We start from the raw sequence: 16448 nt of genomic DNA, 5'->3' as shown, positions 1-16448 counted from the left end.
TTACGCAGTCCAGCCTACCTTCCGGCACCTCTCCTGTAACCCTTAGAAACCTTAGCGCCCAAAGTTCATCACGGAGACGAAAAAAAACCCGCCGAAGCGGGTTTTTTCTCTAGCGCATCACAAATCAGGCGAGTTCAGCGAAGCACTCTTCGATGATTGCCAGGCCTTTGTCCAGCAGCGCGTCTTCGGCGGTCAGCGGAACCAGGATCCGCAGGACGTTGCCGTAGGTGCCGCAGGACAGCAGGATCAGGCCCTTGTCACGCGCCTTGGCGACTACCGAGTTCACGGCAGCGGCGTTCGGGGTGTGGGTGCCTTTCTCGAAGACTTCGATGGCGATCATCGAGCCCAGGGCGCGCACGTCACCGATGATCGGGTGCTTGGCCTGGATAGCCTTCAGACCGGTGACCAGATGCTCGCCAACCGCCTGGCTGCGCTCCAGCAGTTTCTCTTCCTCGAACACTTCGATCACGGCCAGGGCCGCGGCGCAGGCGATCGGCGAACCGGCGTAGGTGCCGCCCAGGCCGCCTGGGGCGATGGCGTCCATGTACTCGGCCTTGCCGCACACACCGGCCAGCGGGAAGCCGCCAGCGATGGATTTGGCGAAGGTGGTCAGGTCAGGCGCGACGCCCATCTGTTCCATGGCGAAGAAGGTGCCGGTACGGCCAGCGCCAGTCTGCACTTCGTCGGCGATCAGGAGGATGCCGTGCTGGTCGCACAGGGCGCGCAGACGCTTCATCAGCTCTTTCGGCGCCGGCAGGAAGCCGCCTTCGCCCTGAACGGGCTCGATGATGATCGCGGCGATGTCACGTGGCTCGGCGTCGTTCTTGAAGATGCGCTCGATGGAGGCGATCGACTCGTCGACGCTCACACCGTGCAGCTCGTTCGGGAACAGGGCGCGGAAGATGCCGCCTGGCATCAGGCCCATGCCTGCGGAGTAAGGCACGACTTTACCGGTCAGGCCCAGGGTCATCATGGTACGGCCGTGGTAGCCGCCGGTGAAGGCGATCACGCCAGCACGGCCGGTAGCGGCACGGGCGATCTTGACGGCGTTTTCAACGGCTTCGGAGCCGGTGGTGACCAGCAGGGTCTTCTTGGCGAAGTCGCCTGGAACGCGAGCGTTGATCTTCTCGCACAGCTCGACGTAAGGCTCGTAGGCCAGGACCTGGAAGCAGGTGTGGCTGACCTTGGTCAGTTGTTCCTGGACAGCCGCGACCACTTTCGGGTGCAGGTGACCGGTGTTCAGTACTGCGATGCCGCCGGCGAAGTCGATCAGTTCGCGGCCTTCAACGTCGATCACGGTGGAGTTCTTCGCGGTATCGACGAAGATCGGGTGGATCTGGCCGACGCCACGTGGAACGGCGTTGACGCGACGCTGCATCAGGGATTCGTTGGTCTTGCTCATAATGTCCTCAGTTCGCCGATCAGGCGGCGAGTTCAGAGTGGCGACCGGTATTCACGGCAGGCAGTATTCGTTGATCGACTGCTGGCGTGGCCCGGGCCGCCGGGTGTTCCTGTGTAAAAAAGGCCAGCGAGACGTCGCTCTCGCGCCCCGCTGGCAGAGGTAAAGCCTTAACCGCGACTCAGATGCTGAGGCACAGGTATTTGATTTCCAGGTAGTCCTCGATGCCGTACTTGGAGCCTTCACGGCCCAGGCCCGACGCCTTGATACCACCGAACGGCGCGACTTCGTTGGAGATCAGGCCGGTGTTGATGCCGACCATGCCGTATTCCAGCGCTTCGGCAACACGGAACACACGGCTCATGTCGCGGGCGTAGAAGTACGAGGCCAGGCCGAATTCGGTGTCGTTGGACATGGCGATGACTTCGGCCTCGTCCTTGAAGCGGAACAGCGGCGCCAGCGGGCCGAAGGTCTCTTCTTTAGCGACAGCGGCAGTCTTCGGTACGTCGACCAGAATGGTCGGCTCGAAGAAGTTGCCTTCGATCAGCTTGCCACCGGACAGGACCTTGGCACCTTTCGAGACGGCGTCTTCGATGTGCTCCTGGACCTTGGCCACGGCCTTGCCGTCGATCAGCGGGCCGGTGGTGGTGCCTTCTTCCAGACCGTTGCCGATCTTCAGCTTGGCGACCGCGGCTTTCAGCTTCTCGGCGAAGGCGTCGTAGACACCGTCCTGCACGTAGATGCGGTTGGCGCAGACGCAGGTCTGGCCGTTGTTGCGGTACTTGGAAATGATCGCCCCTTCCACTGCCTTGTCCAGGTCAGCGTCGTCGAACACGATGAATGGCGCGTTACCGCCCAGTTCCAGGGAAACCTTCTTGATGTCCTTGGCGCATTCTTCCATCAGCTGGCGACCGATTTCGGTCGAGCCGGTGAAGGACAGCTTGCGCACCAGGGAGTTGCCGGTCAGTTCGGAACCGACTTCGCCGGCGCTGCCGGTGATCACGCTCAGCACGCCAGCCGGGATGCCGGCACGGGTAGCCAGCTCGACCAGGGCCAGGGCGGAGTATGGAGTCTGCGAGGCAGGCTTGAGCACCATGGTGCAGCCAGCGGCCAGGGCCGGGCCGGCTTTACGGGTAATCATCGCGGCCGGGAAGTTCCACGGGGTGATGGCGGCGGTAACACCGATCGGCTGCTTGATGACGATCAGGCGCTTGTCAGGCTGGTGGCCAGGGATGACGTCGCCGTAGACGCGCTTGGCTTCTTCGGCGAACCACTCGATGAAGGAAGCGGCGTAGGCGATTTCGCCCTTGGCTTCGGCCAGTGGCTTGCCTTGCTCGGTGGTCATCAGGCGAGCCAGGTCGTCCTGGTTCTCGATCATCAGCTCGAACCAGCGGCGCAGCTTGCCAGCGCGCTCCTTGGCGGTCAGTGCGCGCCAGGCCGGCAGGGCCTTGTCGGCGGCTTCGATGGCGCGGCGGGTTTCGGCAGCGCCCATTTTCGGCACGGTACCGATGACTTCACCGGTGGCCGGGTTGGTCACCTTGATGGTCTGGCCGCTGTCCGCATCCAGCCACTCACCGTTGATGAAGGCTTGCTGACGGAACAACTGAGCGTCTTTGAGCTGCATGTCGACTTCCCTTGAACACCGTGCACGGACGGCGCGAATTATTGGTAGTTGAGTAAGCACCCTGCGGGGCGCTTGCCTGTAGGAATTGAGGCACCGGATCCGGGCCAATGTTCCACTCGCAGGCGTCGAGCGTTTGAAATCTCGAACGAGATCCTAGGAGCAACCCGTTAAAAGGACAAGGGGGCGTTCGAAAAAAAGAACGATTGACGGAATGGGTGGTAGGGGCAGGCGACCGGCGGTGACTTCACTGGCCCTATCGCTGGCAAGCCAGCTCCCACAGGGTCCACGGCGCATGCAAATCCCTGTGGGAGCTGGCTTGCCAGCGATGAGGCCATCAGCAACACCCAAGTTCCTTCAGGTACGCCCAGGGATAAATCCCCCGCTCATGCCCATCACTGAACACCAACTGCACACCATAGCCCTGCCCTTCCACCCGCTCCACCCGCACCGCCTCGCTGACCAGATCGATCCGCCCGCCCAGCCTGCCTGCTCGACATTGCGAACACGGGCACGCCCCGCGCAGCCGCGCATGGCTGATCACCTGCTCGCCATCGCCCCATTGCAGGACCAGCTCGCCCGCCTCGCGCCGGTTGCGCACCGCGTTCGGGGCGATCATCAGACCGCGCCCTGCAACTGGACCAGGGCGATGCGCACTGCCTTGCGCACTTCCGGATCGCTGTCCGCTTCGGCCTCACGCAACGTCGGCAACGCCGCCGCGTCGCCCAGCTCGCCAAGCGCCAGCGCCGCTTCCTTGCGCAGGTTGGCGATGCCATGCCCCAGCAGCTCGGCCAGCCCGCCCAACGCCGGCCGGTGACGCAGACGCCCCAACGCGCGGGCCGCACGCAGGCGAACCTGCCAATAGCCGTCCTGCAAGGCGTCGATCAACGCCGGCCCGGTCTCTTCCTGACCAACCTTGCCCAAGGTGGTCGCCGCCTCTTCCCTGACCTGCCAGGCGTCATCCTTCAATGCCGCCGTCAGCGCCGCCAGCACAGCAGTGTCCCGACCCAGGCCCAGCGCACCAATGGCCGCCCGACGCACTTCGGTATCCGGTTCTTCCGCCGCCAGCCGCGCCAGTGCCGGCAACGCAGGCTGATGCTTCAACCACCCCAGAATCCCCACCGCCTCACGCCGCACCGCCGCCTGCGGATCCTCCAGCGCCAGCAAGGCCGGCCCCGCCGCATCCTCAAGGCGCAACTCACGCAACGCCCGCAAGGCACTGGCCCGCACGAAAGCATCGGCATGCTTGGCCCACGGCAGGATCAACTGCCCCGCCTCCAGGCTCTTCAATTCACTCAGGCTCTGCGCCGCCGCCAGCCGCACCGGCTCGGCACTGTCCGCCAGCGCGGCACACAGCGCCTGCACCACCTCGGGCTCTTCCCACGCTTCCAGCAAACGCGCCGCCTCGGCCCGCACCTCGGCCGCCGGATCCACCAGCAACGCGTCGGTCAGCCAGGGCAGGCCGTCGGGCTCTTCCAGGTCCGCCAGGTCGATCAGGGCAATGCGCCGCACGGCGGCGTCGGCATCATTGATACGCGGCAGCAGTTCAAGAATCTCGGGGTTGTCGCTGGTTCTTTCGCTCATAGGGCAATCCGTAACGGTGGATGGTCAGTGTCCGGCAGGCCCAGCGGGGTCAGGCGCGGCAGTTCGCGACCCTCCTCGTGGCGCAGCAGGGCCAGGCAGTGACGCTTGAGATGGGTGAATTCCGGGCTGGTCAGCAGGCTGGCCTGCCGCGGGCGGGGGAAGGTCAGGCGCAGGTCTTCGATAAAGCGCCCGGGGCGCGGGCTCATCACCAGGATGCGGTCGGCGAGGAACAACGCCTCGTCGATGTCATGAGTGACGAAGACCACGGTGGTACGAATGCGCGTCCAGATATCCAGCAGCAGCTCCTGCATGCGCGAACGGGTCTGGGCGTCGAGGGCGCCGAACGGCTCGTCCATCAGCAGCAGGCGCGGGCGGTTGATCAGTACCCGGGCGATTTCGGCGCGCTGCTGCATGCCGCCGGACAACTGGCTCGGCCAGCGCTCGGAAAAGTCGGCGAGGCCCACGAGCTGCAGCATTTCCAAGGCACGGCGCTGCCGTTCGGCCTTGCCCTGGCCCTGCATCTTCAGGCCGAAGGCGACGTTGTCCAGCACGCTGCGCCACGGCAGCAGGGTGTGATGCTGGAAGACCATGCCGCGCTGCGGCGAAGGCCCGTCCACAGGCAGGCCATCCACCTCCAGCAGCCCACCACTGGGCACCAGGTGCCCGGCCAGGGCACCGAGCAAGGTGGACTTGCCACAGCCAGACGGCCCGAGAATGCACACGAACTCCCCCGGCTCGATGGCAAAGTCCAGCGCCTGCACCGCCTCGAAGGCCTGGCTGCCCTGCCCCAGGCGGATAGACACGCCACGGGCATCGATCCGCCCCGGCTCCGGGGCCTGTTGATAACTGCTCATCACGACGCCCTCCGCACGCGATACCAGGGCGTGGCCAGCGCGCCGAGGCGCTTGACCAGTGCGCTGCTGCCCATGCCCAGCACGCCGATCAGGAGCATGCCGACGATGATGTCCGGGTAGTTCTGCAAGGTGTAGGACTCCCAGGTGTAGTAACCGATGCCGAACTGCCCGGAGATCATCTCGGCAGTCACCAGACAGAACCACGAAGTGCCCATGCCGATGGCAAGTCCGGTGAAGATGCTCGGCAGCGCGCCGGGCAGGACCACTTCACGCAGGATCGCCAGGCGCCCGGCGCCGAGGCTGCGGGCCGAGGCCAGCAGACGCGGGTCCACGGCCTCGACGCCATGCACGGTGTTCAGCAGCACCGGGAACAGCGCCCCGGTGAAGGTGATGAAGACCATCGACAGCTCGGACGACGGGAACATCAGGATCGCCAGCGGAATCCACGCCACCGCCGGGATCGGCCGCAGCACTTCCAGCGGCGGCAGCAGGGTGTCCTCGGCCCATTTCGAGCGGCCGATCAGCAAACCGAGGCCGACACCCAGCACCGCCGCCAGCAGATAGCCGGCGAACACCCGCGACAGGCTGCTGGTGAGGTGCGCAACCAGGGTGCTGGACGTGAACAGTTGCCAGGCTGCATCGAGCACGGCCTTGGGCGTGGGGACATAAGTGAAGGTGAACAGACCGAAGTTCAGCTTGGCGCTGGCCGCGACATGCCAGAACAGCAGGCAGGCCAGCAGCGACAGCAGCCGAACCGGCCAACGCTTGAAGGTGCTCGTCATGCAAGGTCTCCGGGGTCGGGCCCCTTGCGGGGCCGACCGGTCAGCGCTGGGCCACCAGCTTGCGGCTGGCATCGACGAAGTCCACGGCCTCGCCACCATGGGCCTTGGCGTACTGCTCGGCCTGGTCCTTGAGCAGGAAGGCGGACAGTTCGCCCTGGCCGTTGCGCACGAACCAGGCCTGGTTGGCCAGCAGCTTGATCCCGCTGTCCGCCGCCTGGGCGTAGATGGCGCGGATGTCCTTGCCCTCCTGCTCCAGTTGGGCCAGGGCGGTCAGCGCCGCTTCCGGCGAAGCGTAATGACGGACCTTGTCCTCGCCACGCACCCAGATCTGCGCCAGGCGGCTGAAGTCGGTGATCGGCTTGCCGGTCACCGCGTCGTTGGCCTTGAGCGGCAGCGGCGCATAGTTCTTCAGGGCGACGTCGTAGTCCTGGCCGGCCTGCTTGAAAGCGGCGCGGATGTACTGGTCGTCGATGAACTTGTCAGTGTCGAGGCCGCGGTCGGTCTTCTTCAGCAGCTTGAGGGTGTCGATGGAGGTGGCGACGGCCTGGCGGTACTCGGGCTTCCAGGTCAGGTCGCGGGTCTGCAGGCCGAGCGGGCCGTGGAACAGGTAGTTCACCTCGGCCTCGATACCGGTGACCTTCTCGATCAGCTCGCTGTACTTCTCCGGCTCGGCGGCGATCAGGCGGTCGGCTTCGAGGCTGGCGCGCAGGTAGGCGGTGACCACTTCCGGGTATTTCTTCGCGTAGTCGGCATCGACCAGGGCGCCATGGAAGGTCGGCGCATTCGCCTGCGCACCGTCGTAGATCTTGCGGGCGAAGCCGCGGTTGGGGAACAGCTCGGCGAACGGCACGAAGTCGGCGTGGGCCTCGATGCGGTTGCTGCGCAGTGCGGAGCCGGCGATCTCCGGGGCCTGGGCGATGATCCGCACGTCTTTCTGCGGGTCCCAGCCCTGGGCGGCGATGGCGCGTAGGAGCATGCCGTGGGCGGTGGAGGCGAAGGGCACGGAGATGGTCTTGCCCTTCAGCTCGGCCAGCGACTGCACGCTGGAGGCGGCTGGCACCACGATGCCGTTGCCGCTGCCGTGCACGCTGCCGGACAGCACGCTGATGAACAGGCTGCGCTTGCCGGCATCGAGGTGCGCGACGCCGTTGAACGAGCCGGGGAAGTCGGCCATGGCGCCGAAGTCCAGCTTGCCGGCGACCATCTCGTTGGTCAGCGGGGCGCCGCTGGTGAAGTTCTTCCATTCGATCTGGTACTGGGCATCCTTGTACTTGCCGTCGTGGGGCAGGTACTTGTCGAGCAGGCCCAGCTCGCGGATCAGCAGGCCACCGGTGGCGCAGTTGATGGTGGTGTCCTGGGTGCCGATGGCGACGCGGATGGTTTCGGCCTGGGCATTCAGCCCGGCGATCGCCAGCGCAAGGCCGGCCACGGTTGTTGCAAGGCGCATGGTGTTTCCCCTCGAATCATTTAAGTATTGGAATCGTCTCCGCCACCAGGCTGGGTGGTGGGAAACGAGGGGGTCGGGTCTGGGCGTCCGGTGGTTCTCCGGATGGCGTATTGCTTGAGTTTTTGAATCAGCGCAGCAGGTACGGAATCTCGACCTTTACCGCGCCGGTGGGGCAGTCTTTTTCGCAGGGCATGCAGTACCAGCACTCGTCGAAGGCCATGTAGGCCTTCTGGGTTGCCGGATTGATCGCCAGCAGGTCCATGGGGCAGACCTCGACGCACACGGTGCAGCCTTTCTCGGCGATGCACTTGTCCTCGTCGATGGTCACCGGGGCGCTGCTGCGGAAGAAGATGTCCTGGGCTTGATAGGCCATTTCACGGTGTCCTTGGAGCCTGTGGCTCTCTTTATCTGTGGCTGACAATTAAGCTTGTGGTGTGGCTGATGGCCTCATCGCTGGCAAGCCAGCTCCCACAGGTATTGCATGCACCACGGTCCCTGTGGGAGCTGGCTTGCCAGCGATGAGGCCCGCAAGACCACTGCAAAATCAGGCGGCATCGACTCGCACGCGCAAGCGCTCATAAGCCGTCTGCTCCTCCGCATCCAGTGCAATCAGGTACGGCTCGACCGCTTTCTTGAAACTGGTCATCCCGCCGTCCTCGCCTTTCTTCAGATGGCAATGGCAGAACCACTCGCCATCGTTGCGCTCGGGGAAGTCCACCCGGTGGTGATACAGCCCCCAGCGGCTCTCCTCGCGGAACAACGAGGCCCGGGCCGCCATCTCGGCGCAGTCGCGGATCACCGCCACTTCCATCGCCCGCATCAGCTCGTGCGGGTTATGCGCCTTCATCTGCGCCAGGTCGCGCTCGATCTCGGCGAAGCGCGCCAGGCCGATCTCCATCTTTTTGGTCACCTTGGGCGGCTGCAGGTAGTCGTTGACCATGCGCCGCAGCTTGTACTCGACCTGCGCCGGCGGCAGGCCGTGCTCGCGGTGCAGCGGCGCAAAGACCCGTTCGCGCTCGCGCTCCACCTGCTCGACGTCCACTTCGGCGAAGTCCCGCTCAGCCACGTAATGCGCCGCATTGACCCCGGCAAACCAGCCATAGGTAAAGGCCCCGAGCATGTAGTTGTGCGGCACCGCCGCCATGTCACCGGCCGCGTACAGCCCCTTGACGCTGGTCTCGGCCTTTTCGTTGACCCACACCCCGGACGCCGAATGCCCGGAGCAGAAGCCGATCTCGGAGATATGCATCTCGACCATGTGCTGGCGGTAATCCGTACCGCGATTGGCATGGAACTGCCCGCGGCTCGGCCGCTCGTTGCTGTGCAGGATTTCCTCGATGTTCTGGATGGTTTCCTCGGCCAGGTGATCCAGCTTGAGGAACACCGGCCCGTTGCCGCCCTCCAGCTCCTGGTGGAACTCCCACATCATCTGGCCGCTCCAGTAGTCGCACTCGATGAAGCGCTCACCCTTGCTGTTGGCGGTGTAGCCACCCAGCGGACCGGTGACATAGGCGCAGGCCGGGCCGTTGTAGTCCTTGATCAGCGGGTTGATCTGGAAGCACTCGAGGTTCGCCAGCTCGGCCCCGGCGTGATAGGCCATGGCGTAGCCGTCGCCGGCATTGGTCGGGTTCTCGTAGGTGCCCATCAGGTAGCCCGAGGACGGCAGGCCAAGACGCCCGGCAGCGCCGCAGGCCAGCACCACGGCCTTGGCCCGGATCACCCGGAACTCGCCGCTGCGGCAATCGAAGCCGAGCACCCCGGCGGCGGCGCCTTCGTCATCCAGCAGGATGCGCGTGCAGACCATGCGGTTGCTGATCTCGACCCGGGCGCGCTTGAGCTGGCGGTAGAGCACCTTCTTGATGTCGTGACCTTCCGGCATCGGCAGCACGTAGGCGCCCATGTGGTGGACCTTCTTCACCGCGTAGTCGCCGGTCTCGTCCTTCTCGAACTTCACGCCCCAGCGGTCCAGTTGCTCGATGGTCTCGAAGCTGTGGGTGGCGTAGGCGTGGACGGCCGTCTGGTTGACGATGCCGTCGTTGGCCACGGTGATTTCCTTGGTGTACTGCTCGGGCGTGGCGTGCCCGGGGATGATCGCGTTGTTCAGGCCGTCCATGCCCATGCTGATGGCGCCGCTGCGCTTGACGTTGGCCTTGTCCAGCAGCAGCACGCGCAGGGCCTTGTTCTGCTCCTTGGCCTTGATCGCGGCCATGGGCCCGGCGGTGCCGCCGCCGATGATGACGATGTCGTAGTCCTGGGTCGCGATGCTCATGCCTTGGGCCCCTTCTGGCGGTCGATGCGCAGGCGATACTGGAAGGCGTCGCCACGGTAATAGAGGTGTTCGAAGTCCAGCGGGGTGCCGTCGGCGGCGTGGGTCAGGCGCTCGATGCGCATGATCGGCGAGCCCTCTTCCACTTCCAGGGCCTGGGTCAGGTCGCTGTCGGCCAGCACCGCATCGATCGCCAGGTCGGCATGGCCGAGGGCGATGCCGCAGTCGTTCTCCAGCACCAGGAAGATGTCGCGGGTGACCAGGTCGGCCTTCTCCAGCTTCTCGCCGACGGCGCGGGGCAGCCAGGTCAGTTCCAGCGACACCGGCTCGCGGTTGATCAGGCGCACGCGGCGGATCTCGGTGACCGGCGCGCCCTCCTCGATCTGCAAGCGTGCCGCCACCAGGGCGTTGGCCGGCACATGGCGCAGGCTGCGCAGGCGGTTGATCACCTCGTAGCCCATCTGCGTCATCGACTCGGCCAGGCCCTGCAGGGTGCTGACGTTCTGGAAGGCCTTGGGCTTGGCGACGAAGGTGCCCTTGCCATGGATCTTGAAGATCAGCCCCTCCTTCTGCAAATCCCCCAGTGCCTGGCGCACGGTGATGCGGCTGACCTCAAAGGCCTTGCCCAGCTCGCTCTCCGACGGCATGCGGCTGTGCGGCGGATAGGTGCCATCAAGAATGCGCTCGCGCAGCACTTCCTTGAGCTGGGAATAGAGCGGTACCGGGGACAGGGGGAGCAGTTCGGCCATGGTTCTCTTCGCTTGTTCGGTGACTTGTTATAACAAGTTGTGACGAGAGGTTAGGCGATCTAAGCAGGGGTGGTGAAATACCGTTATCGAATATGGATAGTCCGGGGTGCAGGGGAAAAAGGCCGAAGATCAAGGCGATGGACGTCATACCCCAAGATGGGTATCATGGCGCCCGCGTTGCACTCGTAGCTCAGCTGGATAGAGTACTGCCCTCCGAAGGCAGGGGTCGTGGGTTCGAATCCCGCCGAGTGCGCCATATACGAGAAGGCCCAGGTGAAAACCTGGGCCTTTTTTGTTTTCTGGATTGGCCAGGGTCGAGGTAGGAGCTGGCGCCGCATCCTTGGAGTCATTTCCGCTACATTTCCTGGGTAGTTTCTTGGGTAGTAATCACCCAATAACTCACCCCTCCCAACCACATATCCGACCCAAACCACTCCGACTTCACCACCCGGTGCGTCCCCGCCGACGGACTCCAGCGTCCTCGCCTAGCATTTGTCCACTTGAACGAGACAGTCATACCGTTCCCACCCGATTTATCCCGTTTCGAGAACCCCCTAATCTGGACACACCTAGCGGCAACCACCCAAACAAACTTCTCGAACAAAAGGATTTCCACCATGACCAACGCCACCTACAACCGCCTGAACAAAGACGACGCCGTAGTCCTCCTGGTTGACCACCAGACCGGTCTGATCTCACTGGTGCAGGACTTCTCGCCGAACGAGTTCAAGAACAACGTGCTGGCGCTGGCCGACCTGGCGAAGTTCTTCGAACTGCCGACCATCCTGACCACCAGCTTCGAACAGGGCCCGAACGGTCCGCTGGTTCCAGAGCTGAAAGAGATGTTCCCGGACGCGCCGTACATCGCTCGTCCAGGCCAGATCAACGCCTGGGACAACGAAGACTTCGTCAAGGCGATCAAGGCGACTGGCCGCAAGCAGCTGATCATTGCCGGTGTGGTGACGGACGTGTGCGTAGCATTCCCGACCCTGTCGGCGCTGGCTGAAGGTTTCGACGTGTTCGTGGTGACCGATGCGTCCGGGACCTTCAATACCACTGTGCAACAGGCCGCATGGAACCGCATGACCCAGGCCGGTGCGCAGATGATGAACTGGTTCTCGGTAGCCTGTGAGCTGCACCGCGACTGGCGCAACGATATCGAAGGTCTGGGCAACCTGCTGTCGCAGCGGATTCCCAACTATCGCAACCTGATGAACAGCTACTCGGCGTTGACCGCCAAGTAAGACAAAAGGCCTGCTCTGAAAAGAGCAGGCCTTTTTATTGTTGCTGTCGTCGTTCAGAGCACCTTAAAGGCCAGTTCCTGCTTCAGATCGAAGAAATTCGGGTTCCGGATGCGCTTGGTGCCCTTGTCACTGCCCAGTTCGATACCACGGGCGGTGAAGTAGGTCCCTTCAAGTTTGACCTTCTTGCCCAGCAGCGCTTTCCAGATCTGCATTTCCTCCGGGGTGACCTTGGTCAGGTCAACCAGCCCCATGCCGTGTTCTTCACCCGGCAGGGACGCGCTTTCGAAATACAGCCACTCATCCCAGATTTCCGAACCCTGCTTCACATAGCCGATCAGCCGTTCTTCACGATGCTCGTAGTCTTGGGGCAGGCCTTCGATACCCGCGATCCGGTAGCCCGGATCTGCCTGAAAAATGTAGTCGGCATTGCTGATCGGTACTTCCCTGGCGATATCCCTGGCGTAGTCGAAGGTCTTTTGCGAGATCGCCCCGGTTTCCATGAACGCCCCGCCAACTGCCTCGGACTTGAGGGAAATTGCGTAGGTCTCGAGGTTCAACTTCGACATGAACAGGATCACACCAGGCGTGCGCACAGCGTGCAGGTAGTCATTCAAGGTTGCGTCAAGACTGTAGCCGGCGCTGGAGAATGCCTTGTTCATGTATTTCGAATAGACAACCGATTGGTCCTTGGTGGGAAAGGCCATCTGGTGGGTCCTGCTCATCTCCCGCTTGAAGTCGCTTTCGTAGCGATCCTTGAACACGTTGGCGATCTCCTGCGCAGCGGCAGGGCTCAACGGCGCCGCCGGTTGTGCGGCGTACGCCAGGGTGCCGCAGAGCAGCAGGAAGGAAGCGGTCATTGCCTTGAGCAAAATAATCTCCTTATTGATTCGCGTGGTCGCATCGCTCGCCCGACAGCATCTGCAACCTGTCTACCGACGATGCAGGGGCGCGCGATTAGATCACAGCGTTCCTCGCGCGGAAAATACGGCACTACACCTTCACCAACCGCGTATCCAAGCCAAACCGCTCCTGCCTCACCACCCGATACTTCCCCGCCGCCAGCTCGCAACTCACCAGCAGATTCCACGAATGCCGGCTCACCGCCGACGGAATCAGCACGAACGCATGTTCCGCCAGCAAGGCATCGACGAATTTCTGTTGATTGGGAGAGGCCGCCGCACTGCTGAGCCAGACCGGATTGGGCACGTCCTCGGGCTGCACGACCTTGATCAGGCCGGGGTCCAGCACCTCGAAGCAAGTGAGCACATGGCGCACCGTATCCAGGGCATCGAAGCCAAGGTGCACCGCCACTTCGAGAATGGCGGTCGAAGGGTCCGCCGCGGCGTAGACCACCTTGCGCCCCGGCGGATTCCAGCGCCCACCAAGCTTGTGCGCGCCGATGCCGCTGTCCCAGGAATCCTTGTACACCTCGCGATCGAGGCGCCAGGCGTACCAGGCGCCGGACCAAGGCAACGGATTCACTGATAGACCCCGTGCTCGATGCGCTCCAGGTAATCCTCGACCGCCTGGAAGCCGACCGGGTTGTCGATGACATCCAGCGGTACGTCGCCGTCGAGGTACTTGCACGGCCGCCCCAGCCATTCCTCGGCCAGGCTCAACGAGCCGAAGACTTCGATCGCACGCTCCAGAATCCTGGCGAACTGGAAGGCCACGGCGCTTTGCTGGGCATTGAGATGGGCGGATTGCTTGCTGCCCTGGCGCTGCAGCGTCCTGACCGATTTGCCGACAATGCGGCTCATGATCTTGCGCGTCGAATACAGCTCGGACAGCGCCAGCATCGCCTGCACGTCCTTGAGGTCGAAACCCTGGGCGGTGAGGCGGTAAACCATGACCGGACTGAGCAGGCCGGCCTCTTCGCGCAGTAGGTACTCCGTGGGCCGGCGGCTGGCACGGAGGGATTTGCGGGCATAGGTGTCGGCGGCAACCATGGCTTACTCCTTGATATGCGACAAGTGACGCAAGCATAGCGCCATTTGTCGCGACGCACATCGACGGCTCATCGCCTCGCTTTTTGTCCACCAGAGCGAGACAGTCATACCGTTTTCAGCCGATTTATCCCGTTTCGAGAAACCCCTAATCTGGCCACACCTAGCGGCAACCACCCAAAACAAACTTCTCGAACAAAAGGATTTCCACCATGACCAACGCCACCTACAACCGCCTGAACAAAGACGACGCCGTAGTTCTCCTGGTCGACCACCAGACCGGTCTGATCTCCCTGGTCCAGGACTTCTCGCCGAACGAGTTCAAGAACAACGTGCTGGCGCTGGCCGACCTGGCGAAGTTCTTCGAACTGCCGACCATCCTGACCACCAGCTTCGAACAAGGCCCGAACGGTCCGCTGGTTCCAGAGCTGAAAGAGATGTTCCCTGACGCGCCGTACATCGCGCGTCCGGGCCAGATCAATGCCTGGGACAACGAAGACTTCGTCAAGGCGATCAAGGCGACTGGTCGCAAGCAGTTGATCATTGCCGGTGTGGTGACTGATGTCTGCGTAGCCTTCCCGACCCTGTCGGCGCTGGCTGAAGGTTTCGAGGTGTTCGTGGTGACCGATGCGTCCGGGACCTTCAACACCACCGTGCAGCAGGCCGCATGGAACCGCATGACCCAGGCCGGTGCGCAGATGATGAACTGGTTCTCGGTAGCCTGTGAGCTGCACCGCGACTGGCGCAACGATATCGAAGGGCTGGGCAACCTGCTGTCGCAGCGGATTCCCAACTATCGCAACCTGATGAACAGCTACTCGGCGTTCACTGCCAAATAAGAGAAAGGGCCTGCTTTGAAGAGCAGGCCTTTTTTGTGGCTGATGACCTCGTCGCCAGCATTGCCAGCTCCCACAGTGTGGACTGCACCCTCTGTCTGCCTCCCCTCCGAAACCACGGCTTTTTGACGCCAATTCGAACGAATTGCTGTGTCATGATTTGACGCACAAATCATTTTGCCATTAGTGTTGCGCGGTTTTTCGGTATTGAAATCAGGATACCGGATGGAATCGGATTAGAGACTAGGTAGGTCTTCAAGGATGCGTGGAGTATTGCTGCGTAGCGGGCGAAGTGAAGACTTCACCGCATTGGGTGAGACCGGCCAGCCCGTCTATCGTGCGGCTTTGCAGATTCGCGAGGCGATTCGGCGCAAGTATCCGGAGCATCCGGACCTGGTCGAGCACCTGGCTATTCCCCAGAGTGATGAACGAGGCAGTACCCTCGATTGGTACAGCGAGCGCCCCGGCGACGTGATCCCGTGGACCAGCGCCACCGAGGAAGAGCGCGCGCCCGCCCGTGCCCAGCTCGAAGTGCTGAAAACCCGCATCAATGACCTGAGCAACAACCTGCTCGGCCTGGATGCTCACGGCCAGCCGCTGGCCGGGTCGCGCAACAACGCCCAGGGCGACACCACGGTGTTCGGCAAGCTGCTGACCTGCGTGATCCCCTTCCCCGACGAAAACTTCGTCTATCTGGTCGACGGTCGCCCGGTCCTGACCTTCTGGGGCTTTATCCATGCCGGTGCCGAGCGTGCCCGCGAGCCCCTGCTGTGCCTGTACCCCAAGGTAGCCAAGGTCGCGGAGCCGGTCGTGGCACCGCCCGTCGCCCCGCCAACGCCTGTGCCTCCGGTCGCCCCGCTGGCACCGCCGCCGCCCCCCGTCGTGCCCGTCACCCCCTGGTGGCGGCGCTGGTGGTGGCTGCTGCCGCTCCTGCTGTTGCTGCTCCTGCTGCTGTTGTTCGGCTTGCGCCGCTGCACACCGGAAGTCGTGGTGCCGCCGACCAACGACTGGCCGACCACGAATAACGAGGACATCGACCTGAACAAGCGCGGCGGTTCGGTCACTGTGCCGGGCGGCACCGGCAATGGCCTGGGCAACCTTGGATCCGGCAACGGCTCCGCAGGCACGGGCGCCGGTGGCTCGCCACAGGACGGCTCGCTTGCGCCTGGCAGCGACACCGCGACCCCGCCCGAGCAGAAACCGGCGGACGGCAGCACTGCCCCCGAGCCACCAGCCCCTGCGCCGGAGTCCGAACCCCAGCCAGAGCCACAGCCGGTACCCACCCAGGCTCCGCCTGCACCACCGGAACTGCCAGACGGCAAGCAACCCCCGGCCAACGCGCAGAACATGCTGAGCATCCCGCCAGGCGCGGCCAACGGTAACGCCGACTTCCTCAATGGCGACTGGGCCGGTGCCGGCATCCAGGAAGTGGGCACCGGCAAGCCGCTGCGCCTGAAGTACGACTTCAAGGACGGCAAGGGCCAGGCCACGGTGCGCCGCTCCGATGGCGTGAACTGCCAGGCGCCGGTATCCGCGGCCATGAACCAGGGCCAACTGTCGATCAACAGCACGGGCCAGGCGGCCTGTGCCGATGGCAGCAGCTATGAACTCCCGCAGGTGAACTGCAAGCCGGGTGCGACCAGCGCTGCGGACTGCTCCGGCAACTACGGTGCCGAAGCCTTCCCGATGCTGATGAAGCAAGCCGGTCAATAACACGGAA

At 63.6% G+C, this 16448-nt stretch carries 16 protein-coding genes and 1 tRNA gene; 4 read left to right on the top strand and 13 right to left on the bottom strand.

Annotation, left to right across the window (positions count from 1 at the left end):
• Positions 1-124: 124 nt before the first annotated feature.
• The 10 genes from gabT to AC2CQI_RS21585 form a co-directional block, all read right to left on the bottom strand.
• Positions 125-1402, bottom strand: a complete 1278-nt coding sequence (gene gabT / locus AC2CQI_RS21630) for a 4-aminobutyrate--2-oxoglutarate transaminase (RefSeq protein ID WP_484577830.1) — start codon at positions 1400-1402, stop codon at positions 125-127.
• Between the two features lie 178 nt (positions 1403-1580).
• A complete protein-coding gene (gene gabD, locus AC2CQI_RS21625) occupies positions 1581-3023 on the bottom strand; it encodes an NADP-dependent succinate-semialdehyde dehydrogenase (RefSeq protein ID WP_075805974.1) in 1443 nt (480 codons plus the stop codon).
• Between the two features lie 334 nt (positions 3024-3357).
• Positions 3358-3639, bottom strand: a complete 282-nt coding sequence (locus AC2CQI_RS21620) for a DUF971 domain-containing protein (protein ID WP_484577829.1) — start codon at positions 3637-3639, stop codon at positions 3358-3360.
• Entirely contained in the window at positions 3639-4604 is a 966-nt protein-coding gene (locus AC2CQI_RS21615; protein ID WP_484577828.1) for a HEAT repeat domain-containing protein, read from the bottom strand. Before AC2CQI_RS21615 ends, AC2CQI_RS21620 begins: the two co-directional genes overlap by 1 nt.
• The gene (locus tag AC2CQI_RS21610) at positions 4601-5458 is read right to left on the bottom strand and encodes an ABC transporter ATP-binding protein (protein ID WP_484577827.1); all 858 of its coding nucleotides are present in this window, start codon (positions 5456-5458) and stop codon (positions 4601-4603) included. The genes AC2CQI_RS21615 and AC2CQI_RS21610 overlap by 4 nt, the downstream gene beginning before the upstream one ends.
• Entirely contained in the window at positions 5458-6240 is a 783-nt protein-coding gene (locus AC2CQI_RS21605; RefSeq protein WP_075805970.1) for an ABC transporter permease, read from the bottom strand. The genes AC2CQI_RS21610 and AC2CQI_RS21605 overlap by 1 nt, the downstream gene beginning before the upstream one ends.
• A gap of 40 nt (positions 6241-6280) precedes the next feature.
• Complete coding sequence (locus AC2CQI_RS21600) at positions 6281-7687, bottom strand: ABC transporter substrate-binding protein (RefSeq protein WP_484577826.1); 1407 nt, start codon at positions 7685-7687, stop codon at positions 6281-6283.
• 127 nt (positions 7688-7814) lie between these two features.
• Positions 7815-8060, bottom strand: coding sequence for a 4Fe-4S dicluster domain-containing protein (locus AC2CQI_RS21595; protein ID WP_009400169.1), 246 nt, complete (start codon positions 8058-8060; stop codon positions 7815-7817).
• A gap of 171 nt (positions 8061-8231) precedes the next feature.
• On the bottom strand, positions 8232-9956 hold the full coding sequence (locus tag AC2CQI_RS21590; protein ID WP_484577825.1) for a fumarate reductase/succinate dehydrogenase flavoprotein subunit: 1725 nt from the start codon (positions 9954-9956) through the stop codon (positions 8232-8234).
• A complete protein-coding gene (locus AC2CQI_RS21585) occupies positions 9953-10702 on the bottom strand; it encodes a GntR family transcriptional regulator (RefSeq protein ID WP_484577824.1) in 750 nt (249 codons plus the stop codon). Before AC2CQI_RS21585 ends, AC2CQI_RS21590 begins: the two co-directional genes overlap by 4 nt.
• Positions 10703-10881: 179 nt before the next feature.
• Between AC2CQI_RS21585 and AC2CQI_RS21580 the strand changes: the two genes are divergently transcribed.
• Together AC2CQI_RS21580 and ycaC (AC2CQI_RS21575) are read left to right on the top strand one after the other, a co-directional pair.
• Positions 10882-10958: transfer RNA gene (locus AC2CQI_RS21580), tRNA-Arg, on the top strand.
• 361 nt (positions 10959-11319) lie between these two features.
• Entirely contained in the window at positions 11320-11946 is a 627-nt protein-coding gene (ycaC, locus tag AC2CQI_RS21575) for an isochorismate family cysteine hydrolase YcaC (RefSeq protein WP_484577823.1), read from the top strand.
• Between the two features lie 53 nt (positions 11947-11999).
• Here ycaC (AC2CQI_RS21575) and AC2CQI_RS21570 read toward each other — a convergent pair whose 3' ends face one another.
• From AC2CQI_RS21570 to parS, 3 genes are all read right to left on the bottom strand, one after another.
• On the bottom strand, positions 12000-12815 hold the full coding sequence (locus tag AC2CQI_RS21570) for a hypothetical protein (protein ID WP_484577822.1): 816 nt from the start codon (positions 12813-12815) through the stop codon (positions 12000-12002).
• Positions 12816-12936: 121 nt separating this feature from the next.
• Positions 12937-13428, bottom strand: a complete 492-nt coding sequence (locus AC2CQI_RS21565) for an RES family NAD+ phosphorylase (RefSeq protein WP_075805954.1) — start codon at positions 13426-13428, stop codon at positions 12937-12939.
• Positions 13425-13895, bottom strand: a complete 471-nt coding sequence (parS, locus tag AC2CQI_RS21560; protein WP_484577821.1) for a type II RES/Xre toxin-antitoxin system antitoxin — start codon at positions 13893-13895, stop codon at positions 13425-13427. Before parS ends, AC2CQI_RS21565 begins: the two co-directional genes overlap by 4 nt.
• A 209-nt stretch (positions 13896-14104) precedes the next feature.
• Here parS and ycaC (AC2CQI_RS21555) point away from each other — a divergent pair, with 209 nt between their 5' ends.
• Positions 14105-14731, top strand: coding sequence for an isochorismate family cysteine hydrolase YcaC (ycaC, locus tag AC2CQI_RS21555; RefSeq protein ID WP_075805952.1), 627 nt, complete (start codon positions 14105-14107; stop codon positions 14729-14731).
• 258 nt (positions 14732-14989) lie between these two features.
• Complete coding sequence (locus AC2CQI_RS21550) at positions 14990-16441, top strand: SrfA family protein (RefSeq protein ID WP_484577820.1); 1452 nt, start codon at positions 14990-14992, stop codon at positions 16439-16441.
• Positions 16442-16448: the final 7 nt, after the last annotated feature.

This window comes from Pseudomonas sp. P2S-1 (genome assembly GCF_057197725.1).
Note: the sequence above shows the minus strand (reverse complement) of the source record. Positions and strands in the feature narration are given on the sequence as shown.